The organism is Armatimonadota bacterium, assembly GCA_018268395.1.
Taxonomy (GTDB): domain Bacteria; phylum Armatimonadota; class Fimbriimonadia; order Fimbriimonadales; family Fimbriimonadaceae; genus JAEURO01.
Genome location: JAFDWQ010000012.1, coordinates 22,928 through 46,771 on the forward strand (window position 1 = coordinate 22,928; position 23,844 = coordinate 46,771).

Consider the following 23,844-nt stretch of genomic DNA (forward strand, 5'->3'; position numbering starts at 1 on the left):
GGAACGGGGCCTTGGTGCAAGACGGCCTAGGGCCGCCGGGCCTCAATGGTGATGGTGGCCGTGGCCTTCGTCTTCTTCCTTAGGGATCTCGGCGACGGCCGCCTCGGTCGTCAGAAGCAGCGCCGAGATCGACGCGGCGTTCTGCAGACAACAGCGGACGACCTTGGTCGGGTCGACGACGCCGGCCTTCATGAGGTCTTCATAGACGAGGGTCGAGGCGTTGAACCCGTGCTTACCGTTCCGCACCTTTTCCGCGACGACGCTCCCTTCTTCGCCTGCGTTCTCGACGATCGTCCGAAGCGGCGCTTCGCACGCCTTGCGGACGATCTGGGCGCCGATCAGTTCGTCGCCCGTCAAGGCAGCGCTCTTGGACTTACCGGTGGGCGCCGCCAAGGACTCGAGCGACTTCGCCGACCAGAGGATCGCGCTTCCGCCGCCGGGGACGATGCCTTCTTCCAGAGCGGCGCGGGTCGCGGCGAGGGCGTCTTCGATGCGGGCCTTGCGCTCCTTCAGTGCCGTCTCGGTGGCTGCGCCGACCTTGATGACGGCGACGCCGCCAGAGAGCTTCGCCTGTCGCTCCTGCAGCTTCTCTTTGTCATAGTTGCTGTCGGTCGACTCGATCTGCTTTTTGATCTGGCTCAACCTACCGTTGATGTCGGCCTTCTTGCCCTTTCCGCCGATGATCGTCGTGTTGTCCTTGGTGATGACCACCTTGGCGCACGAACCGAGCATGTCCGGCGTCACGTTCTCCAGCTTCAATCCCAGGTCTTCCGTGACGAATTGTCCGCCGGTCAAGATCGCCATGTCTTCGAGCATCGCTTTACGGCGGTCGCCGAAACCAGGAGCCTTGACGCTTGCGACGGGAAGGTTCGCGCGCAGCCGGTTCAAGACCAGCGTCGCGAGGCACTCGTTCTCGATGTCTTCGGCGACGATGAGCAACGGCTTGCCCATGCGGAGAACCTTCTCGAGGAGCGGGATGATGTCCTGCACCGCACTGATTTTCTTCTCGTAGAAGAGGATCATCGGTTCTTCGAACACCGTCTCCATCCGCTGCGGATCGGTGATGAAGTAGGGCGACATGTAGCCTTTGTCGAACTGAAGGCCCTCGACGATGTCGAAGTTCGTCTCTGCGGTCCGGCTCTCTTCGACCGTCACGACGCCGTCTTTGCCGACGGTATCGATGACCTCGGCCACGAGTTCGCCGATCGAAACGTCCTTGGCGCTGATCGTCGCGACCTCGGCCATGCCCTTACGGCCTTTGACCGGGGTGCTCATCTTCTCGAGCTCTTTGACGACCGCGTCGACGGCGATTTCGATGCCTCGCTTGATCTGCATCGGGTTGCTGCCGGCCGCGACGTTTCGGGCGCCTTCCTTGAAGATGGCCTGTGCCAGGACGGTCGCGGTCGTCGTTCCGTCGCCGGCGATGTCGTTCGTCTTCGTGCTGACTTCCCGGACGAGGGCGGCGCCGATGTTCTCGAAGCGGTCTTCGACCTCGATCTCCTTGGCGATCGTGACGCCGTCGTTGATGACGGTCGGGGAACCGTACTTTTTCTCAAGGACGACGTTGCGGCCCCGGGGGCCGAGCGTGACTTTGACGGCGTTGGCGAGCTTGTCGACGCCCGTCTCGATGGACTTGCGGGCCTCCCCGCTGAACTTCAGGTCTTTAGCAGCCATGGTCTTCGATCACTTCTTGGCGCCGACCTTCTCCTTCTTGGCCGGCTTGTCGGTCTTGGCGGTGCTCCCGGTCACGGTGCCGAGGACGTCGTCGTTGCGCAGGATCACGTAATCGGTGCCGCCCACGGTGACTTCGGTACCGCTGTACTTGCCGTAGAGGACGGTGTCGCCGACCTTGACGTCGACGGGCGCGGTCTTGCCGCTGTCAAGGGTCTTGCCGGGGCCTGTCGCGACGACGGTCCCGCGCATGGGCTTCTCCTTTGCCGTGTCGGGGAGGATGATGCCGCCGGCCGATTTTTCTTCGTGCGCGGCCGGCTCGACGACGATGCGGTCGTGGAGGGGTTGTAGCTTCATTTCGGTAAGGTCTCTCCTCGCAAGAGTAGGGTGAGGATGTTGGCAGTATACCGTCGAGAGTGCCAACGCCGGGCCCGGTCCCTTCGGGCGTCACCGGATTCGCGCGACGACAAAAAAGCCGGCGTACAATGAGGGCGGCCTCGGACAATTCCGATTGCCCGACGGCCGGAGAGGTACGAACGATGAAAAGGACACTCTTTTCGGCGATGGCGGTCATCGCCGTCGCTACGGCTCAGGCGCAAGGCGGCCCGATGGGCTACTGGATGTCGGCCGGCAACAATCAGAACATCACGCGGTACGACGCCGGCGTGACCAACGTGTACAAGACGTCCGGCGGTCAGGACTATCCGATCGCCGTGTCCGGGGACGTCCGGACGGCGGCGTCTGGGCAGATGGACGCGGCCGACCACGGCGGCCTTTACGATCTGAACGGGAACTGGCAGGGGACCGACTATTACGATTTCGCTCCCAACAACTTCGACATCCTCGCCTATGACGGAACGACCGACGGAAGCCGCAACTATATCGTGAACTACGGCAACCTGGGCGGAGTGTGGGCGACGGACCGGGATTGGACGAACGCGACCAAACTGTTCGACCTGGGCGGGTTCGGCAACTACCTCGGCATCACGTACGACGTCCAGAACAAGAGTCTCTGGGTGTCACGGTGGGACTCGGGCATGGTGGAGGAGTACGACATGACCGGCAACCTGGTGTCGAAGTTCGACTCGGGACTAGGGTTCGCCCAGACCTGTCTCGCCATGGACTATTCGACCGGGCTGCTCTGGATCGGACAGCAAGGGAACGGCGGCCTGTTCACGGGATACGACCGGAACGGCGTGATCGTCGACAGGTTCTCGGACGGGACGCTCGCCCAACTCAACACTTTGGGCGGCGAGTTCAACGTCGTACCAGAGCCGGCGACCATGCTCGCCTGCGCCGCTGGGCTCGCGGCCCTCGCACGGCGGCGCCGTAAGTAACGTCGCTCTTACGGTACAGGGCGCTCCGACCGGGGCGCCCTGTTCCTTCTCCGGGCCAAAATCCGACCATGGAGGCGCCTCGACCCAGGATTCCGTGTCCCGCCGCACTGGGAGCCATCGGCGTCCCGGCGAAGCGATGGGCGACCCGGATCGACCTCTATTCACAGCTCGAAGCAGGAAAGGCCGTGCTCGCTCGGGGCGATGGAAGTCCGGTATCGGAAGCGGCCCGGGAAGCCGGCATGAGCGTCGAGCGCTTCCAGCGCGTGTTCCGTGAGACAGAAGGGGTCGACCCTTCGCGGTTCGCCCAGACGGCGCGCCTCGGAAGGGCGAGGACGCTCCTGCGCGGATCAGACGTTCCGGTCGTGGACCTCGCGTTCCTCTGCGGCTATCAAAGCGCCAGCGGCTTCTCACGCGCCTATCGCCGTCGGTTCGGACGATCCCCGTCCTCCGAAAGGCCGAAAATGTCGGATCGTGCACAGCTTGAAGCCGCTCCGGTCGCTTAGAATCGTCGACGTCAAGGATCTTGCTCATGGCTGAAAACACCGTGTGTCACATCGAATGGGACGTCACCGATCTGGAACGCGCCCAGACCTTTTTTGGAGCCGTCTTCGAATGGACGTTCCGTTCATTCGGAGGCGACATGGTCGTGTTCGGGTCCGGCGACAAGCACCTCGGCGGGTTCATGAAGGTCGACTCGGTCCACGCCGGGTTCTCCCCGAGCGTCTGGATCGAGGTCGGTTCGATCGAAGCGACGCTGGCCAAGGTCGCGTCGGTCGGTGGCTCCGTCGTGAAAGGAAAGGGAGACGTGCCCGGCGTCGGATGGTCTGCCGTCTTCACGGACCCTGACGGTAACCGCGTGGGCATCGTCCAGTTCTCCGGCTCCTGAACGGCGGAACGCCTCCGGCCGATAATTGGGGTACCTTGTCCCCCGGTTCGATGTTGCGGGTCACGTTCGCGTTGTTGTGCTGTCTGGTCGTGCGTCTTGGGTTCGCCCTGGACGCTCGTTCTGTCGGGGCCGATCTGTTCGTGAACGAAGTGAAGATCCATACGTTCATGACCCCGCACGCGGGGCTGACCCCTGCGCAACGGGCCGCCGCTGCTTCCTCGAACCTCCAAAAGCTGACACAGGCTTCGACGTTCACCAAAGTCGCGAGCGGCAAGAACTGGTTGGTCAAGATGGGTGCCGCGACCGTTTTGATCGTGACGCCCGCCGAAGCGAAGGCCCGGAGGGTTTCGGCCCAGACGCTTGCGGCGACGGTGACGCAACGGTTGATCGACGCCGCGAACCAGCCGCCTCTGAAAGTCGTGCAGAAGACGCTCGACATCCCGACCGACCGGGCAGGGACCCTGACCGTGACCGGGTTCGCTGCCTCGAAAGCGCTCGCGACCGTCTCTGCTCCCGACGTCGTCCGGGTGGAGAAGACGCCAGGCGGATTCAAGGTCAGCCCGCTCGGACTGGGGACGGTCCAAGTGTCCGTCGTCTCCGGCGAATGGAAGGAGACGGTCGCGGTCACGGTTCGGCCGTACGCGTTCACTCCGAGCGGCCCGCTCTGGACTCAAGTCACGGGCGATCCGGCCGACAAGACCGTCGTGTCCGGGGCTGTCTCCGCTCTTCTCCAAGCCCATACCCCATGCCCGCCGGGTGCCAAGGTCTGGGCGAAGGTGTCGAACGCAGGGCCCGTAAGCACCGGGATGGAGCGCAAAGTGACGGCCAAGGTCTTTGCGACCGGCCCTGGTTGCTTCCCCTTCGAAGGCGAAGTGACGGTCACGGTCTTCAACATCGGCAAGGGTCCGGGCCGGGAGGACGAACTTTGGTACAGCAACAACCCGGAAAGCGTGGAACGGCCGGGAAGACTCTATTGGGGCGAACTGACCGAGGGCCGATCGGCCCGCCTGCTTTACCACCACCAGAACGACAATCCGCTGCCACAAGTCATCCAGTACGTCATCGTCAACCCGACCGACCAGCCTGCGGTCGTGACCTTGAACTTGGGTGAAAGCCGACCCGATAAGAACCCGACCCGGGCCGGATACGTCGCCGGTGAAAGCTATCTCGCGAAGTGGCTCAGCCGGAGCGGCGAAGTCGTTTCCGTGCCCGCGGGCAGCGCCGTCCCGATCACGGTCCGCAGGTTGGCCAAGGGCGAAACGACGAGCGGACTGGCTTCGATTGGACTTCGGAAGGGTGGCGCCTCAAGGATCGTCGTGTTCGGGGACGCCGTCTTCGACCAGCGGAGCCCGTCGTCCTGGATCCCCGGGCGGGAGGTCGTCGGCGCTTGGCACAACTGTCGTGCGCTTCCGGTCCGCACACTCAGCATGAGGATCGAGGGCGAAGCGAAAGACGTCTATCCCGATCCGTTCCGTGACGAGCGGTTCGAATATCAGATCGGAGGCAAGTTCGGCGTCGTCCGGATCGGAGAAAAGGCGATCCCCGACGCGGCCCAGCACCGGTCGCTCGACGGCAACTTCGGCGTCATTTACGACATCCAAGGCTCGATCTACAACCCCACTCCCGAACCCGCTGAAGTCGAACTTCTGCTCGAGGCCAGCGCGGGTTACGGGAGCGGACTTTTCGTCGTGAACGGCGAATGGATCCGGCTCGGTCTCATTTCTCCGAAGCGCGAAGTCGTTCTGATGAACATCAAGGTTCCGGCAGGGGCGACCAAGGACCTTCGGATCCAAACCTTGCCGTTGTCCGGTGCGAACTACCCCGTCACGCTGATCGTGAGGCCCACCGGGTTCGAACTCGCTTCGCGCCACCAACGTTGAATCCAGTGTCATGGGGCAGGCACCGGACTTCGAGCTGATCAAGGAACTCTTCGACCTGCCAGGGGCAGCCGCCGAAAGGGCTGCCAAAAGCACGACCCGCGGCAAGGTCGGAAAGACGACGTCCGAAAGCGCCACGCTCGGTCGCCAGGCCATGACGGAAGGCGACTACGAGTCCGCCGTCGAACATTTCAAGCGCGCCGTCGAGCAAAGCGACGAAACCTCGCCGTGGCCCTTGATGGACTTGGGAGCGGCCTATGCGGCATCGGACCAAGTCCCTCAGGCGTTCCGCCAATACGAGAAGGCCAAGCGTATTCAGAAAAGCGGGGAACTGATGGTCTCAATGGCGGGCCTCTACCGTCAGATGGGCCGGATGAACGACGCGATCGTGAAGCTGAAAGAAGCCGTCGACCTTGATCCGCAAGACGCCTACGCCCACCACAAGCTCGCCGAAGCGCTGCGCAAGGCCGGTCACCGGAAAGAAGCGGTCGATGCCGCCCAAGTCGCTGTCGCCTGCGCCCCGGACCAGGCGTTCTACCATTACTGGCTGGGAGAACTGCTTCTGGAATGCAGACAGTTCGAAGAGGCCGCCCATGCCCTCCATGCGGCGATCGAACTCTCACCGGGAGACGACGGGCTCTATTTCCTTGTGAGCCAGGCCTTCTGGGGGCAGGGCAAGCAGGAGGAAGCCGTCCGAGCGGTCCGGCTCGCGAGCGACATCGACGCGTCGAAGCCGCTGTACCACGGCCTACTCCGGTTGTTCCTGACCGCTATGGGGCTCAAAGACGAAGCGGCACAGGAAGACCGCAAGGCCAAAACGATGGACGCCTACGACCGGGACGTGCTTCGTCGGGCTTTGGAACGGATCGGGCTCCGCACGGCCTGATGGACCTTTCTCCGTTCCTTGAGCCGTCCCGACGTCTCGGTCTGGTCCTGACGGAGGACAGGCTCGAGAGTCTGAAAGCGTTCGGAACGGCCCTTTACGAACGGAACGAAGTCGTGAACCTCACGCGGGTCCCGTTCGAACAGTGTGCCGTACGGCATTTCCTGGATTCTGTGTTGATCTTCAGGCTCCTTCCCTCAGGAGCGCGCGTTCTGGATATCGGATGCGGACCCGGCTTTCCGTCCTGGCCTCTCGCACTTGTCCGGCCGGACCTCTCCGTCACGGCCCTTGATAGTTGGAGGAAAGGCCTCGATTTTCTGAGGGAGCACCCCTTGCCGAACCTGGAAGTCATGGAGGGGCGGGCCGAAGAACTGGGAAGGCAAGAATCGTATGACGTCGTCACAGGACGTGCCTTCGCACCTTTCGCCGTCCAAGCCGAGTGCAGTGCGGCGTGGCTGAAGGTCGGAGGTGCGTTCGTCCCGTTCCGTACTCCGGTCGAACGGGGGACGGCAGAGTCCTTCCGTGGTGAAGGCCTTGGCCTCCAACTTGAGACGGTCGAAGCGTCGTCGTTGCCGGACGGGGCAGGTGAACGGTTGTTCCCGGTCTTCCGAAAAGTCTCGCGGACCGACCGTAAGTACCCGCGGCGCTGGGCCGAAATGAAGTCGCGCCCGTTGGCCTGATCACTTCGCGGCGGGATCGATAAGGCGCTGGAGCTGCTTCGTTCGCGCGTCGTTCGGATCCAGTTTTGCGGCCTGCGTGAGCAGCTTCCTCGCTTCATCGAGCTTGTTCAATTGGATCTTGACGCTGGCCGCGTTGGCGAGGACGGACGGATTGTCCGCGCTCAGGGAAACGGCCTTGTCCGCGTGTTCCTCGGCTTGAGCATAGTTCTGCTGTTCGAAGTAGAGCGTCGCGATCTCGTCGTAGATCTGCGAAACGGCGATCTTGTCTTCCGGCTTCATCGTCTGGGGCGTGTAAAGAAGCCCCTGTTTGTACGCCCGTTCGGCTTCCTTCGGCCGATCGAGGGCACGCAAGGTCAGGCCTTTTAAGATGTAGGGCCCGTAATTGTCCGGCTTGTACGCGATCAAGGACTCGATCATCTTTTCGGCCTTGGTCAGGTCCCGCCGCTCGTTGTCACTGATCGGATGACCGTCGTGGACCGCCGCGAACGGGCCGCGCGTCAAATCGGCGACCTGTCCGAGGGTCGCGACGTACTGGTCATTGTCCCGGATGAGGTTTCCGGGGGCGTCGTTCGGGCCGCACGAACAGCACAAGACCGCCAAGAGTCCGAAGATCAACCCGTTTGCCCTCATGGTTTCACCATACCAGTCGTGTGGCGAGGTCCCTGACACTAGGTCGCGACGACGTTGACCAGTTTTCCGGCGACATAGACGACTTTTCTGACGGTCTTGCCCTCGAGGTGCTGCGCGACTTTCGGCGATGCCAGCGCGGCAGACTCCACATCGGTCTGAGACGCCTCGGCCGGCATGTCCACCGTATCCCGGAGCTTTCCGTTGACCTGGACCGCGATCGTGACGAGGTCGTCCTTGGCCAGCGCGGGATCGTATGCCGGCCAATCGGCCGCGAACGTGAAGCCGTCCTTGCCGAGCGACTCCCACAATTCGTCCGCGGAATGCGGCGCACCCGGTGCGATCGACAGTACCAGCGTCTCGGCCGCCTCGCTGAAGGCGGCACGTTCCGTGTCCGACCCTGTGGACTTCTTACGGAGATCGTTCAACGTGTTCAAGTGCTCCATGAGCGTCGACACGTACGTGTTGAAGGAGAACCTCTCGATCTCTTCGGTCGCCTTGCGGAGGGCCTTGTGGGTCGACCTTCGGACGTCGCGGCTGACGCCAACGTCCGGAAGCGTTTTGAGGGCCTGTTTCCAATCGGGTCTGAACTCTGGACCGACTTCGGCCACGAACTTGAAGACCCTGCCCAAGAAACGGGCCGTCCCTGTCATTCCTTCGTTGTTCCATTCGACGTCCGCGTCGAAAGGAGCGACGAAAAGCTCGAACAACCTCAAGGCGTCAGCCCCGTATTTCTCGACCGCTTCGTCAGGCGTGACGACGTTGCCCTTCGACTTGCTCATCCGGACCCATTTCCACGTGACCTCCTCCTCGGGCATTGCCGCGGCTTCGGCGGAACTGATCAGGATCCCGTCTTCTCCGACGTCCAACGTCTCGTCCCCTTTTGGCTTCCGGTAAGGCGTGCGGCCGAGGACCTGTCCTTGGTTCTTCAACCGCTGGAACGGTTCCTTGACCGGCACGAGCCCTTCGTCAAAGAGCACTTTCGTCCAGAACCGCGCATAAAGAAGGTGCATGACGGCGTGTTCCGCGCCACCGACGTAGGTGTCGACGGGCATCCAATAAGCGACCTTCTTCGGGTCCCAAGCTTGGTCGGCGTTGAAGGGGTCGCAGAACCTGAGGAAGTACCAAGAAGAGCAGGCGAAGCCGCCCATCGTGTCGGTTTCGCGCCTCCCCAAGCGTCCTTCCGGCGTCGTGCAGTTGACGAAGTCTTGGATGCGGGACAGCGGGGAAGAGCCGTCGTCGGTCGGTTCGTAACTCTCGACGTCGGGCAGTTCGACGGGCAACTGGTCTTCAGGGATCAGCATCGTGTCGCCGTCCTTGTCGTAACAGACCGGGATCGGACAGCCCCAATAACGCTGGCGGCTGATCAGCCAGTCCCGGAGACGGTACTGGACCTTGCGCTTACCGAGACCTTGGTCTTCGACCCACTTGCCCAACTTTTCGGTCGCGGCCTGGAAGGACAGGCCCGTACAGGCACCCGCGCCGATCAGAGGCTCGTCCTTCGAAACGAACGCGCCGGAAAACGATTTGGGATCTTTGAGGTAAACGGCGAAGGATGCTTCGGTGTCGCTGCGGCCCTGTGACGCGAACCACGCCGCCGTCGGTCGTTGGATCGGCACGACGGGAAGCCCGAATTTGACCGCGAACTCGAAGTCGCGCTCGTCTCCGGCCGGAACGGCCATGATGGCGCCGGTCCCATAACCCATGAGGACGTAGTCGGCGATCCAAATCGGAACGCGCCGCCCCGTGACGGGGTTGACCGCGTAGGCGCCTGTGAAGACACCTGTCTTCTCCCGGTCTTCGGCCGTGCGGACCGCTTCGCTCTCGGACTTGACCGCCTCTACGTAGTCCTCGACGGCGGCCCGACGGTCAGCAGGGACAAGCCCCTTGATCTGGGCGACCAACGGGTGCTCCGGAGCGAGGACGCAGAACGTCACTCCGTAGACCGTATCGATGCGTGTGGTGAAGACTTCGAACGTGAACGGCCTTGCGCGGACGACTTCAAAATCGTCTCCGAGAGGCGTCGCCGCGTTCTGCACCTTTTCCTTGGCCGATGCGAACATATCGTTGGCTCGGGAAAAGACGTCTGGACCAAAGGTCAGATCCTCTCCGATCGATCCAAGACGGGACAGGATCTCTTCGGCCTTTTCAGTGGACCGAGGATCGGCCGACGCCGCTTCGGTTGCGACTTCGAGCTTGAGGGCCGCGAATTCGTCGTCCGGCAGGGCCTCTTTCACCGTTCCGGCCGGTTCCGGCAAGTTTGAGTCGGCTTCGAAGACGACCTCCATCCTGAACTGGACGCCTTCGCTCCGGCCGATCCAGTTCCGCTGCATCGCCTTGATGCCTTCGGGCCAGTCCAGATCGTCGAGGTCGTCGATCAAGCGCTGAGCATAGGCCGTGATCTTGAAGTACCACTGGGGGATGGCCTTGCGCTCGACGGGCGTGCCGCACCGTTCGCAGAGTCCGCCGACGACCTCTTCGTTGGCGAGGGCCGTCTTGTCTTTCGGGCACCAGTTGACTTCGGCGTTCTTCCGGTACGCGAGCCCCCTCTTGTAAAGCAGGCCGAAGATCCACTGCGTCCAGCGGTAATAGTCCTCGTCGCACGACTTGAAGGAACGCGACCAGTCGTAGCTGATGCCGACCAAGTCCATTTGCCGACGGTACGTCTCCGCATACCGGTCGATCATGGGACGAGGATGGCTCTTCGTCTTGATCGCCTCGTTCTCGGCCGGAAGCCCGAAGGCGTCGAAGCCCATCGGATGGAGGACGTTGTAGCCCTGCATGTGCCTCAAACGGCACAGGACGTCCGTCGGGACGTAGTTCCGGCAATGCCCGACGCTCAGGCCTGCACCGCTCGGATACGGAAAGAAATCGAGCCCGTAGAACTTGGGACGGCTTTCGTCTTCGCGCGTGCGGAAGAGGTCGGCGTCTTTCCAGCGCTGCCGCCATTTCGCTTCAAAAAGCTGGGGCTCGTACCGGTCGGTCATGACCCGTTGTACCTTCCGCGCCAGGTTCGAAAGAGAGCGGGCCCAGCTTGGAGAAGCCGGGCCCGACAAGGTCGTTCCGCCGAACTACGGTCCCGGAGGCCGCTGTTGGCCGCGCTGTCCGCCGGGACGCCCGCCGCGCCCGTTCTGTCCGCCTTCCTGCCTGCGCCTCTGCATTTCGGCGAACTGGTTTTGGGCCGATTTGTACGACGACTGGTACTGCGAATAAAAGTCGCCTGGCAGTTTATCGAGGGACGAGACAGCCGAACCTTGGTAGGACGTGTCTTGGAGCATCCGGGACATCGTCACTCCGTCGGCGAACGTGAACTGGAACAGCATCATCCGTCGCTCACCGGGCATGTACGCGTTCCATTGGACGTTCGTCAGAGGCCGGTCGGTCTGGACCGGATTGTCGAACATCGCCTTCTCCATCGCGAGCGACTGAGGCGTGAAGACACGGGCCGCGTTCGAATCGGATTGGACCGCCTTGGCCACCTGTTCCGTGCGCACCGTCACGACGAGGGTCGTCGCTCCCGGGACGCCGGTCGGCAAGACTTCGGTCCGTTCGGTCATCGCGTTGCCGCCACCGAACGTTCCGAACCCGCCACGGCCGCCGCCTTGAGGTTGGACAATGAATCCAGCCGCGCCGCCCCGAGGCCCAGCCTGCGGTCCGCCTGCGGCAAAGCCTCCGCGGCCCCCGCGCCGACCTTGCCCCGGCTGCCCTGTCGCTTGTTGAGGTGGGCCGACTTGCGCGTAAAGACCGCTGTGGACCATGACTTCTTGGCCACCGCCCGTTCCTCCGCCCCGGCGTCCGCCCCGACCCTGGCCGTTGGTTCCGTTGTTGCGGCCCGATCCTGCCGTCCCGTTCTGACGGTTCGGCCCGGCCGTGACCCTTTGAGTCGCCGCGACCCGTGGCCCGTCCATCGAGTTGTAGACGAGGTCCGCAAGCAAAGCCGACGCGTTGTTGCTGACGCTCGTCGCGGGCATCCGTCTTCCTTCGAACAGCGCCGCTTTCGTCTGGGGGGTCATAGCCGCGTACATCATCAAGACGTCGCGGTTGTCGCCATAGGCTTGCTGCAGCACGTCTCCGGCCGTCGGGTCGACCGCCCTCATGACGGCCAGGTCCAGAGCACCGTTGGTTCCTGCAGGGGCCTTGAGCGCGTAGTTCGCGACGTCATCGAGCCGGAGGCCGGCCGGCCCCTTGGCCGAAGCGATCGCTTTCGCCAACGCCTTTCGGTCGACCCGGGCTTCCCGGGCTTCGAACTTACGCGCAGGCCAGACGGTCAGCCAACCGTCCTTATTGACGACCTCGAGGCCCCATTGCTGCTCGAACGCAGCCTGGACCTGAGAGGGGGCCGGATTGCGGGAAAGCGTCCTCGCGGAGTCGACGAGCAACGAGTCGGGCAACAAGGCGACGATGTTCGACTCCTTGGCGAGCACGCCGATCGTCTCCTCGACGTGGATCGAAAGCGGGTCGAACGTGTCCGGTTTGGCAAGGGCCTCTTTCAGTTCCGGCATCTGAGAGCGACCGGACGGAACGTTCGTCCCGAGGCCTCTCGGGCCTCCTTGCATCCGTCCACCTGTCGCGAAGGCGCTGATCGAGCTCATCGAAACGTCGGACAAGGCGAACGGCTTCTCTGCGGTCGTCCCGCCAGTAGCGGCAGGCAATGCGGCGGGGGGCCGGAAACCAAGGAGGTTCATGTTCCCTTGGCCGATGATCTGCCCGGTCGCGTCGGAGACGAGGTACTGGAGCATGAGACCGTCGTTGGAACCGACCCGGTTGACGATCAAGAAAGCCTTCGAGGGAACGGGTGGAGCTTGAACGTTCTGCTGTTGCGTTTGGGGGATTGTCCGTGTCCCGGCCTGCCGTTGCGCGCCCCCGTTGGCCCCTTGTCCGGCCCGGCCGAACTGCTGTCGCAACGTCCTCATCGACTCCGTCAGTTTGTTCTGGTCTGCCGCGAACTGGCGCATGACCTGGACGCCGTTGCTGGGCAGCATCCGTTGCATCCGGGTCGGGGCGGTCGTGTAGACGACGCGCTGGCCGGGGGCGATCTTGGCCAGATCGTCGGCCCTCAACGCTTGGAGCAACTTCAAAATCGCCCGGTTCGCAGGCATGGCGTTCATCATTCCGCCGATCTGTTGAAGGCCCTGCGGCGGTCCTCCTTGGGCACCGCCTTGGTTCCTGGCCTGCTCCATAGCTTGGCGGGCTTGCTCAAGGGACTTCTGGAACTGCTGGGGATCGAACTCGCCCTGCTTGGCCGCTTCGGCTCCCAGCTTGGCGATCTCGTCGGCCAAAAGCTTCGTCCGCTGCTCCAATGCGGTCTGCCGCTCCTTCTTGTCCGATTCAAGATCGAGCTCAAGACGGTCACCCTCCGACGTCTTGACCCATTTTCCGCCCGTGACCAAAGCGATCCGCTCGGTCAAGACCGACGGGTCGGACTGTCGGACGTCCACGAGCACGACCTCTTGGGCGAGGGTCGGGCTGACCGAGAGACGCTTGCCCGTCGTTTCGGACAGCTTGGCGACCACCTTTTCGAGCGGTGAGGCCGCCATGGTGAAGTCGACCGGCCGTTCGGTCACGGCCAAGAAGGCGAGAGTCGCCAGTGTCATGTTCATATCGTTCGCTCTAAGGGGCGCACCCCTTGCCCAACGGGTTCAGACGTCCGAAAACCGCTAGAGTTCGCTAAGAAGGTCTGAAGGTTCCGTGCCCATAATCGGGCTATGCGGTCCAGCTTCATGGTCCTCGCGAACTTCGCGTCGCAGCTCGAAGGCGGATCGCCCGTGATCGTCGGGGTCTTCCGAGGGATCCAAGTCCAGTCGTTTCCGGCCCGGTTCGAGCCGATGTACGTCGCGACGGAGATCGAGGCCGATCCGCACGAAGCCGGTGGACACACGTTCCACTTGAGGCTGATCGACGAAGACGGCCGCGTGATCTACGAGAACGGGTTCGAGGCGGTGTTCGTCAAGCGCCCCGACTTCGTCCCCAGCTACATGTACTTTTGCGGCCAAGTCTTCGTCGAGCACCCCATGGAACGCCCGGGTCTGTACAGGTTCGACCTCTCCTGGAACGGACAGACCCTGGCCGAAGCCCGGCTCGAGGTCTATGCTGCGGACCCGTGACGGCTCCCTAAGACCGGCTCTTCCGGTCGAGGACGGCGCGGTAGACGTCGAGCGTCCTGGAAGCCATCCTTTGAGCCGTGAACTCGGTGCGCGCCCGTTCGGCGGCGGCAGAGCCGACCGTCTTCCGAAGGACAGGATCGCGCAGGTAGTCCAAGGTGGCCTCGGCCATCGCGACAGGGTCCGAAGGAGCGACCAGGCGCCCCGTTTCTGGAGTCAAGACCTCTGGAATGCCTCCGATGCGCGTCGCGACCGAGGGCAGCCCCGCCGCCATGGCTTCCACGATCGCGATGCCCATCGCTTCGCGGAGCGAAGGGAAGAGAAAGACGTCTAAGGCCGGAAGAAGGGCAGGGACGTCTTCACGGTATCCGACGAACTGGACGTTCGCGCTGATCCCAAGGGTCTCCACGAGTTCTTGGAGCCCGGCCGACTGGGGTCCGCTCCCGAAAACGACGTACCGCGCGTTCGGTAGGTCTTGCACGATCTTGGCGAAGGCGTACAGGGCGTGGTCAACGCCTTTCAGGGGCGTCAGTCGGGCGGTCGTACCGACGACGGGCGCATCGAGCGGTAAGCCAAGCGCGAGGCGGGCCGCCGTTCGGTCGGGCGGTGTCGCCTGGGACAAGACGATCCCGTTCGGCACGATCGAGATCTTCGACTCGTTGACGCCTTGCTGGATCATGTGCCGCCGGACTTCGGCGGAGACCGCGATCAGGTGCTCGGCGGGGAGGAAGGACAGCTTGCCGCTGAGTCCGTGGACCGTCGCGACTCCGGGGACGTTGGCCAGGCGCGCGGCAAAGGAACCGTTGATCGACGACGTCGAGAGGTGGCTGTGGACGACGTCGGCGCGAGTCCTCCGGACGATGCGCGCGATCGAAGCGATCGCGAACGGGTCGACTTTGAACCGGACCTTGACCTGGTGGTCCTCGAAACCTTCGGAGCGGACGTGGCTGCCGAGATGGCGACCTTTGAACGTGACGAAAGCGACGTCCTGACCTCGGGAACGGAGCTCCGTCGCCAAAGTCATCATGCTTGCGACCGCGCCGTAGGTGGCGCGTCTGGCCGAGCAGACTTGAAGGACCTTTAACCGACCGCCGGGCTTCGACGGCTCGCCCGCCAGATCTTCCAAAAGAGGATCGGGGTCGTCGTGTCGCTTCGGACGTTGATCCGCTTCCAGCGGTACCGGTCCGTCTCCGGGTCGTTGCATCCTTTCTCCACCGAACACGCCGCGGCATATCCCGCGTCCCTAACGGCCGCCCTCACCCTCCCGTCGTGGGCGCCATAAGGATAACAGAACTGCGTGACGTCCTTGTTCAACAGGGTACTTAGGTCTTCCCGTGACCTGACCAGTTCGTCCCGGAGGCGGTCGTCGTCGCAATCGGTCAGCCGGGCGTGGACGACCGTATGGGACCCCACCTCGAATCCGGCCTTGTCGAGTTCGACGATCTGCTCGGCCGTGAGCAACCGTTCGACGGCGTCGCCACGATCGGAATCCCACTTGTTCTGTCCGCCGATGAGGCCACTGACCACGAAGACCGTTCCGCTCGCGCCATGGGCCGCCATTCTCGGCGCGGCCTCGGTCCCGAAATTGGCATAACCGTCGTCAAAGGTCAAAACGATCGGCTTCGGCGGCAGGCCGGAGCCGGTCGCGAACGCTTCCGTGAGGCGGCTGAGACTGACCGTCGCGTACCCCGTCCGGGCCAACCCTTTGACGTGGCGCCCGAAACGCTCCGGATGGACGTAGTGGTGAGGCACCGTCGTTTTCGCGGGCCTTGCCGCGATCCGGTGGTACATCAGGATCGGGACGCCCATCAGGCTTTGCGCGTCAGGCAGAACGAATGCCCGAAAGGATCGGTCACGAAGACTTCGCCGTCTTTCTCGCCTACGACGGAGCAGCCCCTCTGGACGGCCGTCGACTTCGCGTCGTCGACGTCGTCCACCGAGACCGCGAACATCGGGCTCGGGCCGTCGTCGCGGACCAAGTAGAGCCGGAAGGGCCCCGACGCCATCTCGGTCCATTCGGGGGTCGTATCGACGAGACGCCAGCCGAAGACGTCCGAGTAGAACCGGGCGGCTCCGTCGACGTCGGTGACGGTGAGCGAAACGTGCGGGGTCAGTTCCGGACCCATGGCCGCCAGGATACCGGTATAGGTAGATTGAACCCGTGTTGATTCCGCCTCACCCAAGAGGCTACGTCTGTGTCCGTGCCAAGCACGCTCCACAGTTGACGGGCAGGCTCGACGACCCCGCATGGCTCGACGCCCCTTGGTCGTTGGAGTTCGTCGACATCGAAGGCGAGGTCCGTCCGAAGCCGTGGTTCAGGACGCGGGTCAAGATGCTTTGGGACGACGACTACTTCTATGTCGGTGCCGAAATGGAGGAGCCGCACGTCTGGGCGACGCAGACCGTCCACGATTGCGTCATTTTCCATGAGAACGACTTCGAGGTCTTCATCGATCCCGATGGCGACAACCACGACTACTATGAGTACGAGATCAACGCGTTAGGGACGGATTGGGACCTCAGGTTGCCGAAACCCTACCGGGACGGCGGCCCAGCGTTGAACGATTGGGAGATCCCGGGCCTGAAGAAGGCCGTCCACGTGTCGGGGACGATCAACGATCCCGGTGACACGGACAAGGGGTGGAGTATGGAGCTGGCGTTCCCTTGGAAAGTCCTCGGCGAGTTCGCCCGATGTCCGGCACCTCCGCGACCCGGACACCAGTGGCGCGTCAACTTTTCGCGGGTGCAATGGGACTTGAGGATCGTCGAAGGCAGGTACGAGAAAGTCCCGGATCATCCGGAGCACAACTGGGTCTGGTCACCACAGGGCGTCGTCGACATGCACAGGCCGGAAACCTGGGGATACGTCCAGTTCGAAGACGAGCGGAAACCGTTCCGAAAGGACTCGGACTGGGACGCCACGTGCAAAGTGATGTCCGTGTACTGGGCCCAACGGACGTTCAAGGAAGCGCACGGACGTTACGCGGCGACTTCGGAAGAACTGGGCACGGAGTACAAGGACGTCCACGTGACACCTACCGAAACAGGCTATCGGGCCGGCGCGATGGGAGCGAAAGGTTGGGTCTTCGTCCGTGAAGACTCGCTGCTCTCGAAGGGTTCGTGACCTTTAGGAAGCCTGGCGCTGCTTGCGGATCTCTTCCGACTTCCTGAGCGCCCTCGCTTTGCGCCGCCGCACGGCCCAAGGGACGACGGATTCGTTCGTCGTGTAGTGGCCGAACGCCAAGTCGTAGAAGGGAAGGACGACGTTGTAGTTCCTGTCGTCGGCGATGTGGTGGACGTAGTGCCGCTTATCGAACCACTCGAACAGCTCTTTCGTCGGCGGGAACCGGTGGTACCAGCGCGGCTTACCGTCCGGTCGGGGGAAGTGCATGTGCCAGTGCAGGAACTCGTACGCGGCGTAGTAGAGGGTCAGCGTCACAGGGACGGCCAGGCCGGCCTGCCAGCCCAGAGTCTTCCAAACGAGGAACGTGATCGGGCTGGTCACGATCATCGTCGAGGGCCACATCAGCGGCCCGAGGCTGATCGGTTTTTCCTCGTCGGGGGCAGGCCTGTGGTAGTTCTCCGCACGGTACGCCGGATGGTGCTCGATGGAATGCAGGTGATAGCTCATGAACAGTGCGCCACCGAACAGCTTCTTCTGCGGAGTGTGGAGGATGTACTGGTGGAACAGGCCCTCGAGCACGCTGGCGAAGACCAGACAAGCTAGGGCGACGAGGGAGACTGTCAGAACTACGGACATGTGCGACTTCCGTGTGCCTTTGCCCGCCAAATTTAGGACGCTCTCAAAGACCTGTCCATTATGACGGCGCAAGGGCCCGATCCGTCGCAGACATGGGCACGTTGCGAGACGCACGCCCGGGCCGCGTTCCCGCCGGGATTAACCGGGACTTAACGTCCGCGTCCACAGAATCGTAGGATGAAGCGAGGCTTCACGCTTATCGAACTCCTGGTCGTCATCGCGATCATCGCCATTCTGGCCGCCATCCTCTTCCCGGTCTTCGCCCAAGCCAAAGAGGCGGCCAAAAAGGCAGGTTGTCTCAGTAACGAGAAGCAACTCGCGACGTCGCTGTTCCTCTATGCCGGCGACAACGAAGACACGCTGTGCCAGACGAGCTGGGAGAGCGACGGATCGCACCCGTACCAAGTGCACTGGACGTACCTGCTTCAGCCGTACGTCAAGAACTGGGGGATCTTCACGTGCCCGTCGGACGCCGACGCGGTCAAACCCGCCAAACCTTGTCCCAACGGTGTCGAAGATTTCGGCAAGCTCCCGATGGTCTGCGACTGGCAGGCACCGGCCTATTCCGTGATCCCGAACTATAACGCACTGCCCGCCCACGACTGGCTCCCTGGCCCGATGACGCAGTTTTCGGACGTCGCGAACGTCATCCTCGTGACCGAACGGCGCAACAAGTTGGACAAAGGGAACACGATCGGCCCGCACAAAGGGGTGAGCGGGTTCAACCCGAGTCAGCCTTGCCCCGGCACGAGTTACAAGAAGGTCACGCAATCCGAAGCGGAGTCCCACTTACGGAACGACACGAACGACAAGTTCGACATCGTCCGCGTCAAGTGGGACAGGCACGCTCAAGGGGCCAACTACTGCTATGCGGACGGTCACGCGCGCCACACGAAACTCGGGCGGACGCTCCAACCCGAGAGCTACCAGTACGGCGACCAGTGGTACCGCAGTCCGGCACCCTGGAACGAAGACTGCTACTGACGATGGAGATGCGGACGGCCCGTGCCTTCGGGCCTTTGCCGTCCCCTTCCGTCAAGCCAGGTCGGTGACGTCGGGCTGCTTCGCGTTATTGATCCACATGACCGCGCCGGTAACGGTCACGACGGCACCGATAAGGCCGATAAAGATCGGGACGGGCCCGAGCGGGGACAACTGGAACGTGGGGCCACGGTCGCCCTCGTCGAGTTTGCCTTCGGCTTCGATCCGGTTCCGTTCGGCCATCATCCTGTTGAAGTTCGCCGTGTCGACGGCCGCGACGATCAGGAACAGGACGATCGCGGCCACCAGGATCCCTGCGCCGACCATCGTGATCTTTTTCCCCTTCTCGGCGTCGATCGCCTTGATGATCCGTAGTTCGTCCAAGGCCCCGCAGCTCGTGCAGTACTTGGCCCCCTCGGGATAAAGGTGGGTGTGGTGACCGACCGGCATCCGATGGCTCGGCGGGCGGTTGTCCGTCCCGCAAAACGGACAAAAACTGTAATCGTCCTCGATGATCTGCCGGCACGTGGACGAAAGACACGTGGTCATGGGCGATTCTGGCACGAGAGGAGGGCTCGTTCTCAAGGCCGTCGCACGGCCGGTCGGCCCATGCACGGGAACCTCAGAGGTATCCTTTCCGTTAGACATGAGTGCGGGGCGCTCAAGTGACGTGCTAGTCACTGTTAACGCTGTCGCAACGGAGTCATCAGGAGCACAATGGGAAGAGTCGTAGGAATCGACCTCGGGACGACGAACAGCGTCGTCGCGATCATGGAAGGAGGCGAGCCGAACGTCATCAGTACGGCCGAAGGCACGCGGACCCTTCCGAGCGTCGTCGCGTTCAAAGCGACGGGTGAGCGCCTCGTCGGCGTCACGGCCAAGCGACAAGCCGTCACGAACCCCGGCAACACCGTGGCCAGCATCAAACGGTTCATGGGCCACAGCGTCAGCGAAGTCCGCGAAGAGACCAAGCGCGTCAGCTACAAAGTGGTCGAAGGGAAGAACGGTGCCGCCGCCGTCCACATCCCCGCCGTGGACAAGACGTTCACGCCGGAAGAGATCAGTTCGATGATCCTCCAGAAGTTGAAGGCCGACGCCGAAGCCTATCTCGGCGAGACGGTCGACCAGGCGGTCATCACGGTTCCGGCCTACTTCAACGACAGTCAACGCACGGCGACGAAGAACGCGGGCGAAATCGCGGGCCTCAAGGTGCTGCGGATCATCAACGAACCGACCGCTGCCTCCCTTGCCTACGGTCTGGACAAAAAGTCGAACGAGACGATCTTGGTCTTCGACCTGGGCGGCGGAACGTTCGACGTCTCGATCCTCGACGTCGGCGACGGCGTGTTCGAAGTCAAATCGACGGCCGGTGACAGCCACCTCGGCGGCGACGACTTCGACCAGAAGATCGTCGATCATATCGCCAACGAGTTCATGAAGCAGCACGGCATCGATCTGCGCAAGGACACCAAGGCGCTTCAACGCTTGCGAGAGGCGGCCGAGAAGGCTAAGATCGAGCTGTCCAGCCAGGTGACGACGGACATCAACCTGCCGTTCATCACCGCGATCGAGAACGAGCCCGTCCACCTCGAGATGAATCTGAGCAGGGCTCAGTTCGAGGGCCTGTGCGCCGATCTGTTGAAGCGGATCGAGTCTCCGATGAAGAGCGCCTTGACCGATTCGAAGCTCGACTTGAAGGACATCAACGAAGTCATCCTTGTCGGCGGTTCGACCCGGATGCCGATGGTCCAAGACCTCGTGAAAAGGTTGACGGGCAAGGAGCCCAACAAGAGCGTGAACCCGGACGAAGTCGTCGCCGTCGGAGCCGCGATCCAAGCGGGCGTGCTCGGTGGAGACGTCCGGGACATCCTCTTATTGGACGTCACGCCGTTGAGCCTCGGCGTCGAGACGCAGGGCGGAGTCCTGGACAAGCTGATCGAACGGAACACGACGATTCCGACCAAGAAGAGCCGCACGTATACGACCGCGGTCGACAACCAGACCGAGGTCACGATCCATATCCTTCAAGGCGAGCGACCGATGGCCAAGGACAATAAGAGCCTTGGTCAGTTCAACCTCAGCGGGATCCCGCCCGCCCCGGCCCGGGTGCCGCAGATCGAAGTGACCTTCGACATCGACGCGAACGGCATTCTGAACGTCAGCGCTCAGGACAAAGCGACGGGCAACCAGCAGAAGATCACGATCACGGGCTCGGGCAACCTGGGCAACGACGAGATCGACCGCATGGTCAAGGAAGCCGAGTCGAACGCCGACCTCGATGCGCGGCTCCGTGAAGTCGCCGAACTTCGTAACGACGCCGACCGACTGGTCTTCACCGTCGAAAAGGCGATCAAGGACCTTGGCGACAAGGTGGAAGAAGCCGAACGGACGGAGATCGAGGCCAAGGTCGCGGCCGTGAAGGAAGCGAAGGAGCGCGACGACGTCGAAGGCCTGCGCAGCGCGTTCCAAGAGCTCGAACAGGTCTCGCACTCGCTCTCGCAGAAACTGTACGAGCAGGCGGGCAGCGGTTCCCAAGAGGAGCCTGTCGGTGCCGGCGTCGGTGCCGGGAAGAAGGACGAGGACGTCATCGACGCCGAGTTCAAAGAAGAGAAGTAAGCCGGAGCGTCCTTGGCCGACTCCAGAGGCCGCCCTTGTTCACAGGCAAGGGCGGCCTCGTCTGTTCCCGCTAGGCGTACAATCGGTCGGATGGACAGTCCGGCGGTGCAGAGGGCGGCGGAACTCTTCGAAAAGGCCCGGGCGGCGACGGGAGTCAGCGTCCTCTCCTCGCTTCGACTGGCCGAAGAAGCCGCGGCTCTCGACCCTGACCTTCCAGGTGTCAACGCCCATATTGCCCGTTGCCTCACCGGACTCGGACGGTTCGCCGAAGCGAAAGTCAGGATCGAAGCCGAATCGCGTTTGGATCCGGCGTCGAAAGAAGCTGCCGACCTGAGGGCGCTCATCGATGACGCGGCCGTTCGTCAGAAGTTGGCCGCGCCGCAAGACCGGCCCTGGGCCTCGAGCATCAGACCGGAAGCCTTGCAAACGATCGAAGCCGCCGCGCACCGCTATACGTACCGAGGCCACGCGATGATCAAGAACCCGTTCGATCTGGCGCTGTACCCGGTCCTACTTTGGAACTTGAAGCCGGCCACGGTCTTCGAGATCGGGTCGTTCAACGGGGCGAGCGCCCTATGGATGGCCGATCTGATGCGCACGTTCGGGATCGCGTCCCGCGTCCGATCGCTCGACATCGTCAAGGTGACCGGCATCGAAGACCCCATGGTCGAATTCGCGGAAGGCTCGGGCCGGGAGCTAGAAACGGTCTATCCGTCGGACATGCTGTCCACGCTCCCGCATCCGTTCCTCGTCATCGACGACGCCGATCACACGTACGAGACGTCGAAGGCCGTCCTGGACCATTTCCATCCGCACCTTGTCAAGGGCGACTACGTCGTGGTCGAAGACGGCTTGACGGCCGAAGGGCCGCGTCGGGCCGTCGAGGAGTTCCTCAAAGTGCAGGACGGACGGTACAAGGTCGATGCGAACTACTGCGACTTCTTCGGCTACAACGCGACCTGGTGCGTGAACGGCTTCCTCAAACGCCTGTACTGAGAGGCGCGAAAGCGCACGTCCGTCGCGGTCGGCCGGATCAGGTTTCGCTTTCGCTCAAGTGTGGTTCCCGAAGCACGACGGGCTTTGCCGCCTTCTTCATCTTGAGGTTCAGCATTTCGACCCCGACGGAGAACGCCATCGCAAAGTACGTGTAGCCCTTCGGGATTTCGAAGTGCGTCCCTTCGGCGACAAGGTTGACACCGATCAGGATGAGGAACGCCAGTCCCAGCATCTTGACCGTCGGATGCTTCTCGACGAACTCGCCGACGGGCCGTGCGAAGCCGAGCATGAACGCTGTGGACAGCACGATCGCCGCGACCATGACGCCATACACCTTGGTCATACCGATCGCGGTCAAAACGGAGTCCAACGAGAACACCAGGTTCAGGATGGCAAGCTGGACGACCACCGCCCCGAAAGCGGACACGGCTTTGTCGACGCCGTGCTCCTCGCCTTCCAGCTTTCCATGGATCTCCTTGACCGCCTTCCAGATCAGGAACAGTCCGCCCGCGAGGAGGACAAGGTCGCGCCCCGTGATCGTCCGCCCTGCGATGGGGAAGAGCCCCTGTTCGAGCTTCAGGATCAACGACAAGCCCCCAAGGAGGACGAGCCGCGCGACCAGCGCGAGCATAAGCCCCGCGTTCCAGGCTTTCTTCCGCTCCTCGGCCTTTAATTTGCCCGCCATGATCGAGATGAACACGACGTTGTCCACGCCGAGGACGATCTCTAAGACCGTCAACGTGAGCAGGCTGATCCAAACCTGAGGATCGGCTAAAGAAGGCATAGCGGCAAGTGTGACCCGGAGGGCGCACGGGTGACAAGCCGGCCCTAGTCGCGGGACCGGACCGAGAGCGTCGGCGCCAGGACGGCGACCAGTCGGACAAGGGTCTCCGACTGCTCTTCGATGCTCAAAGTGTCGAACGGAGGCACATGGAGGAATCCGGTCTTGCGGTCGGGGAACGCCCGTAACGACCGGTAGAGAAGGTAGTTGCAGAGGTAGGTTCCGGCGTCGTCTCCGTCGGTCCAGCCCTCGGGATCACGGAAGCACTCAGGGTTCCACAACGTCGCGCTGACCGTCCGCGGTCCGTCCGGATCGATCACGGAAGCGGTCGCGACGGTTCCGGTGACGTCGGCGGCAGCACCCACGACGTTCCGTCCCAACGTTTCGATCCGCGGCACCGAGGCCTTCGCATCGACGCCGAGCGCCAACAGGGCGGTCCAATCCGTGTCCCGTTGGTCCAAGATCCAGGCGTCGACCGCACGGTAGGAGACTTCGATCTCCTCGACGTCCGCGAAGACCGCCCGCGCCAGCTCGAGGGACGGGTTCGACGCGAACACGCCGAAAGCTCCGAACGCCGTCACTTTGAGGCCCGGAACGGAGACCTCCCACGGTCCCATGGGCATCGCGACAGTTTACAGGGCCAAGGAA

23 protein-coding genes are annotated in these 23,844 nt (G+C 62.9%); 11 read left to right on the plus strand and 12 right to left on the minus strand.

The genetic code is table 11. The features are described from left to right. Positions 1–42: 42 nt before the first annotated feature. A complete protein-coding gene (groL, locus tag JST30_16915) occupies positions 43–1,674 on the minus strand; it encodes a chaperonin GroEL (GenBank protein ID MBS1716010.1) in 1,632 nt (543 codons plus the stop codon). Positions 1,675–1,683: 9 nt separating this feature from the next. Continuing rightward, positions 1,684–2,028, minus strand: coding sequence for a co-chaperone GroES (locus JST30_16920; GenBank protein MBS1716011.1), 345 nt, complete (start codon positions 2,026–2,028; stop codon positions 1,684–1,686). A gap of 182 nt (positions 2,029–2,210) precedes the next feature. On the opposite strand from JST30_16920, the gene JST30_16925 reads away from it, so the two are divergent. The 6 genes from JST30_16925 to rsmG all read left to right on the plus strand — a co-directional run bounded on the left by JST30_16925 (position 2,211) and on the right by rsmG (position 7,334). Next, positions 2,211–3,008 (plus strand): PEP-CTERM sorting domain-containing protein, encoded by a 798-nt coding sequence (locus tag JST30_16925; protein ID MBS1716012.1) that lies wholly within the window; start codon positions 2,211–2,213, stop codon positions 3,006–3,008. Positions 3,009–3,076: 68 nt separating this feature from the next. Continuing rightward, complete coding sequence (locus tag JST30_16930; GenBank protein ID MBS1716013.1) at positions 3,077–3,511, plus strand: helix-turn-helix domain-containing protein; 435 nt, start codon at positions 3,077–3,079, stop codon at positions 3,509–3,511. 26 nt (positions 3,512–3,537) lie between these two features. After that, entirely contained in the window at positions 3,538–3,894 is a 357-nt protein-coding gene (locus JST30_16935) for a VOC family protein (protein ID MBS1716014.1), read from the plus strand. 35 nt (positions 3,895–3,929) lie between these two features. After that, on the plus strand, positions 3,930–5,774 hold the full coding sequence (locus tag JST30_16940) for a hypothetical protein (GenBank protein ID MBS1716015.1): 1,845 nt from the start codon (positions 3,930–3,932) through the stop codon (positions 5,772–5,774). A 10-nt stretch (positions 5,775–5,784) separates the two neighbouring features. Further along, positions 5,785–6,657 carry a tetratricopeptide repeat protein gene (locus JST30_16945; GenBank protein ID MBS1716016.1) on the plus strand — a complete coding sequence of 291 codons (873 nt, stop codon included), beginning with the start codon at positions 5,785–5,787 and terminating at the stop codon, positions 6,655–6,657. Then, on the plus strand, positions 6,657–7,334 hold the full coding sequence (rsmG, locus tag JST30_16950) for a 16S rRNA (guanine(527)-N(7))-methyltransferase RsmG (protein ID MBS1716017.1): 678 nt from the start codon (positions 6,657–6,659) through the stop codon (positions 7,332–7,334). The genes JST30_16945 and rsmG overlap by 1 nt, the downstream gene beginning before the upstream one ends. On the opposite strand, the gene JST30_16955 is transcribed toward rsmG, so the two are convergent. The 3 genes from JST30_16955 to JST30_16965 all read right to left on the minus strand — a co-directional run bounded on the left by JST30_16955 (position 7,335) and on the right by JST30_16965 (position 13,555). Continuing rightward, positions 7,335–7,964, minus strand: a complete 630-nt coding sequence (locus tag JST30_16955) for a tetratricopeptide repeat protein (protein ID MBS1716018.1) — start codon at positions 7,962–7,964, stop codon at positions 7,335–7,337. A 38-nt stretch (positions 7,965–8,002) separates the two neighbouring features. After that, positions 8,003–10,948, minus strand: a complete 2,946-nt coding sequence (locus JST30_16960) for a leucine--tRNA ligase (protein MBS1716019.1) — start codon at positions 10,946–10,948, stop codon at positions 8,003–8,005. An 84-nt stretch (positions 10,949–11,032) separates the two neighbouring features. After that, the gene (locus JST30_16965; protein ID MBS1716020.1) at positions 11,033–13,555 is read right to left on the minus strand and encodes a hypothetical protein; all 2,523 of its coding nucleotides are present in this window, start codon (positions 13,553–13,555) and stop codon (positions 11,033–11,035) included. A gap of 111 nt (positions 13,556–13,666) precedes the next feature. On the opposite strand from JST30_16965, the gene JST30_16970 reads away from it, so the two are divergent. Further along, entirely contained in the window at positions 13,667–14,065 is a 399-nt protein-coding gene (locus tag JST30_16970) for a hypothetical protein (protein ID MBS1716021.1), read from the plus strand. A gap of 7 nt (positions 14,066–14,072) precedes the next feature. Here the strand turns inward: JST30_16970 and JST30_16975 are convergent, their stop codons facing one another. From JST30_16975 to JST30_16985, 3 genes are read right to left on the minus strand one after another with little or no spacing between them, the layout of a single operon-like run. Further along, the gene (locus JST30_16975) at positions 14,073–15,188 is read right to left on the minus strand and encodes a glycosyltransferase family 4 protein (protein MBS1716022.1); all 1,116 of its coding nucleotides are present in this window, start codon (positions 15,186–15,188) and stop codon (positions 14,073–14,075) included. Further along, the gene (locus JST30_16980; GenBank protein MBS1716023.1) at positions 15,143–15,871 is read right to left on the minus strand and encodes a polysaccharide deacetylase family protein; all 729 of its coding nucleotides are present in this window, start codon (positions 15,869–15,871) and stop codon (positions 15,143–15,145) included. Before JST30_16980 ends, JST30_16975 begins: the two co-directional genes overlap by 46 nt. Then, positions 15,871–16,188 (minus strand): VOC family protein, encoded by a 318-nt coding sequence (locus tag JST30_16985; GenBank protein ID MBS1716024.1) that lies wholly within the window; start codon positions 16,186–16,188, stop codon positions 15,871–15,873. The genes JST30_16980 and JST30_16985 overlap by 1 nt, the downstream gene beginning before the upstream one ends. A gap of 26 nt (positions 16,189–16,214) precedes the next feature. Between JST30_16985 and JST30_16990 the strand changes: the two genes are divergently transcribed. After that, a complete protein-coding gene (locus JST30_16990; GenBank protein MBS1716025.1) occupies positions 16,215–17,186 on the plus strand; it encodes a carbohydrate-binding family 9-like protein in 972 nt (323 codons plus the stop codon). A 3-nt stretch (positions 17,187–17,189) separates the two neighbouring features. Here the strand turns inward: JST30_16990 and JST30_16995 are convergent, their stop codons facing one another. Then, positions 17,190–17,822, minus strand: a complete 633-nt coding sequence (locus tag JST30_16995; GenBank protein MBS1716026.1) for a hypothetical protein — start codon at positions 17,820–17,822, stop codon at positions 17,190–17,192. 177 nt (positions 17,823–17,999) lie between these two features. On the opposite strand from JST30_16995, the gene JST30_17000 reads away from it, so the two are divergent. Continuing rightward, on the plus strand, positions 18,000–18,806 hold the full coding sequence (locus tag JST30_17000) for a prepilin-type N-terminal cleavage/methylation domain-containing protein (protein ID MBS1716027.1): 807 nt from the start codon (positions 18,000–18,002) through the stop codon (positions 18,804–18,806). A 51-nt stretch (positions 18,807–18,857) separates the two neighbouring features. Here JST30_17000 and JST30_17005 read toward each other — a convergent pair whose 3' ends face one another. Further along, on the minus strand, positions 18,858–19,352 hold the full coding sequence (locus JST30_17005; GenBank protein MBS1716028.1) for a zinc ribbon domain-containing protein: 495 nt from the start codon (positions 19,350–19,352) through the stop codon (positions 18,858–18,860). 168 nt (positions 19,353–19,520) lie between these two features. Between JST30_17005 and dnaK the strand changes: the two genes are divergently transcribed. Further along, on the plus strand, positions 19,521–21,419 hold the full coding sequence (gene dnaK / locus JST30_17010; GenBank protein ID MBS1716029.1) for a molecular chaperone DnaK: 1,899 nt from the start codon (positions 19,521–19,523) through the stop codon (positions 21,417–21,419). Between the two features lie 90 nt (positions 21,420–21,509). Beyond that, positions 21,510–22,415 carry a hypothetical protein gene (locus tag JST30_17015; protein MBS1716030.1) on the plus strand — a complete coding sequence of 302 codons (906 nt, stop codon included), beginning with the start codon at positions 21,510–21,512 and terminating at the stop codon, positions 22,413–22,415. 37 nt (positions 22,416–22,452) lie between these two features. On the opposite strand, the gene JST30_17020 is transcribed toward JST30_17015, so the two are convergent. Further along, positions 22,453–23,199: a TerC family protein gene (locus JST30_17020; protein ID MBS1716031.1), complete on the minus strand. Its 747-nt coding sequence runs from the start codon at positions 23,197–23,199 to the stop codon at positions 22,453–22,455. Between the two features lie 44 nt (positions 23,200–23,243). Continuing rightward, positions 23,244–23,819 carry a hypothetical protein gene (locus JST30_17025; GenBank protein MBS1716032.1) on the minus strand — a complete coding sequence of 192 codons (576 nt, stop codon included), beginning with the start codon at positions 23,817–23,819 and terminating at the stop codon, positions 23,244–23,246. Positions 23,820–23,844: the final 25 nt, after the last annotated feature.

Excerpts from the sequence above, each read along its gene's own strand:
- groL (MBS1716010.1), bottom strand. The coding sequence starts at position 1,674 with ATGGCTGCTAAAGACCTGAAGTTCAGCGGGGAGGCCCGCAAGTCCATC.
- JST30_16920 (MBS1716011.1), bottom strand. The coding sequence starts at position 2,028 with ATGAAGCTACAACCCCTCCACGACCGCATCGTCGTCGAGCCGGCCGCG.
- JST30_16925 (MBS1716012.1), top strand. The coding sequence starts at position 2,211 with ATGAAAAGGACACTCTTTTCGGCGATGGCGGTCATCGCCGTCGCTACG.
- JST30_16930 (MBS1716013.1), top strand. The coding sequence starts at position 3,077 with ATGGAGGCGCCTCGACCCAGGATTCCGTGTCCCGCCGCACTGGGAGCC.
- JST30_16935 (MBS1716014.1), top strand. The coding sequence starts at position 3,538 with ATGGCTGAAAACACCGTGTGTCACATCGAATGGGACGTCACCGATCTG.
- JST30_16945 (MBS1716016.1), top strand. The coding sequence starts at position 5,785 with ATGGGGCAGGCACCGGACTTCGAGCTGATCAAGGAACTCTTCGACCTG.
- rsmG (MBS1716017.1), top strand. The coding sequence starts at position 6,657 with ATGGACCTTTCTCCGTTCCTTGAGCCGTCCCGACGTCTCGGTCTGGTC.
- JST30_16955 (MBS1716018.1), bottom strand. The coding sequence starts at position 7,964 with ATGAGGGCAAACGGGTTGATCTTCGGACTCTTGGCGGTCTTGTGCTGT.
- JST30_16960 (MBS1716019.1), bottom strand. The coding sequence starts at position 10,948 with ATGACCGACCGGTACGAGCCCCAGCTTTTTGAAGCGAAATGGCGGCAG.
- JST30_16965 (MBS1716020.1), bottom strand. The coding sequence starts at position 13,555 with ATGACACTGGCGACTCTCGCCTTCTTGGCCGTGACCGAACGGCCGGTC.
- JST30_16970 (MBS1716021.1), top strand. The coding sequence starts at position 13,667 with ATGCGGTCCAGCTTCATGGTCCTCGCGAACTTCGCGTCGCAGCTCGAA.
- JST30_16980 (MBS1716023.1), bottom strand. The coding sequence starts at position 15,871 with ATGGGCGTCCCGATCCTGATGTACCACCGGATCGCGGCAAGGCCCGCG.
- JST30_16985 (MBS1716024.1), bottom strand. The coding sequence starts at position 16,188 with ATGGGTCCGGAACTGACCCCGCACGTTTCGCTCACCGTCACCGACGTC.
- JST30_16995 (MBS1716026.1), bottom strand. The coding sequence starts at position 17,822 with ATGTCCGTAGTTCTGACAGTCTCCCTCGTCGCCCTAGCTTGTCTGGTC.
- JST30_17000 (MBS1716027.1), top strand. The coding sequence starts at position 18,000 with ATGAAGCGAGGCTTCACGCTTATCGAACTCCTGGTCGTCATCGCGATC.
- JST30_17005 (MBS1716028.1), bottom strand. The coding sequence starts at position 19,352 with ATGACCACGTGTCTTTCGTCCACGTGCCGGCAGATCATCGAGGACGAT.
- dnaK (MBS1716029.1), top strand. The coding sequence starts at position 19,521 with ATGGGAAGAGTCGTAGGAATCGACCTCGGGACGACGAACAGCGTCGTC.
- JST30_17015 (MBS1716030.1), top strand. The coding sequence starts at position 21,510 with ATGGACAGTCCGGCGGTGCAGAGGGCGGCGGAACTCTTCGAAAAGGCC.
- JST30_17020 (MBS1716031.1), bottom strand. The coding sequence starts at position 23,199 with ATGCCTTCTTTAGCCGATCCTCAGGTTTGGATCAGCCTGCTCACGTTG.
- JST30_17025 (MBS1716032.1), bottom strand. The coding sequence starts at position 23,819 with ATGCCCATGGGACCGTGGGAGGTCTCCGTTCCGGGCCTCAAAGTGACG.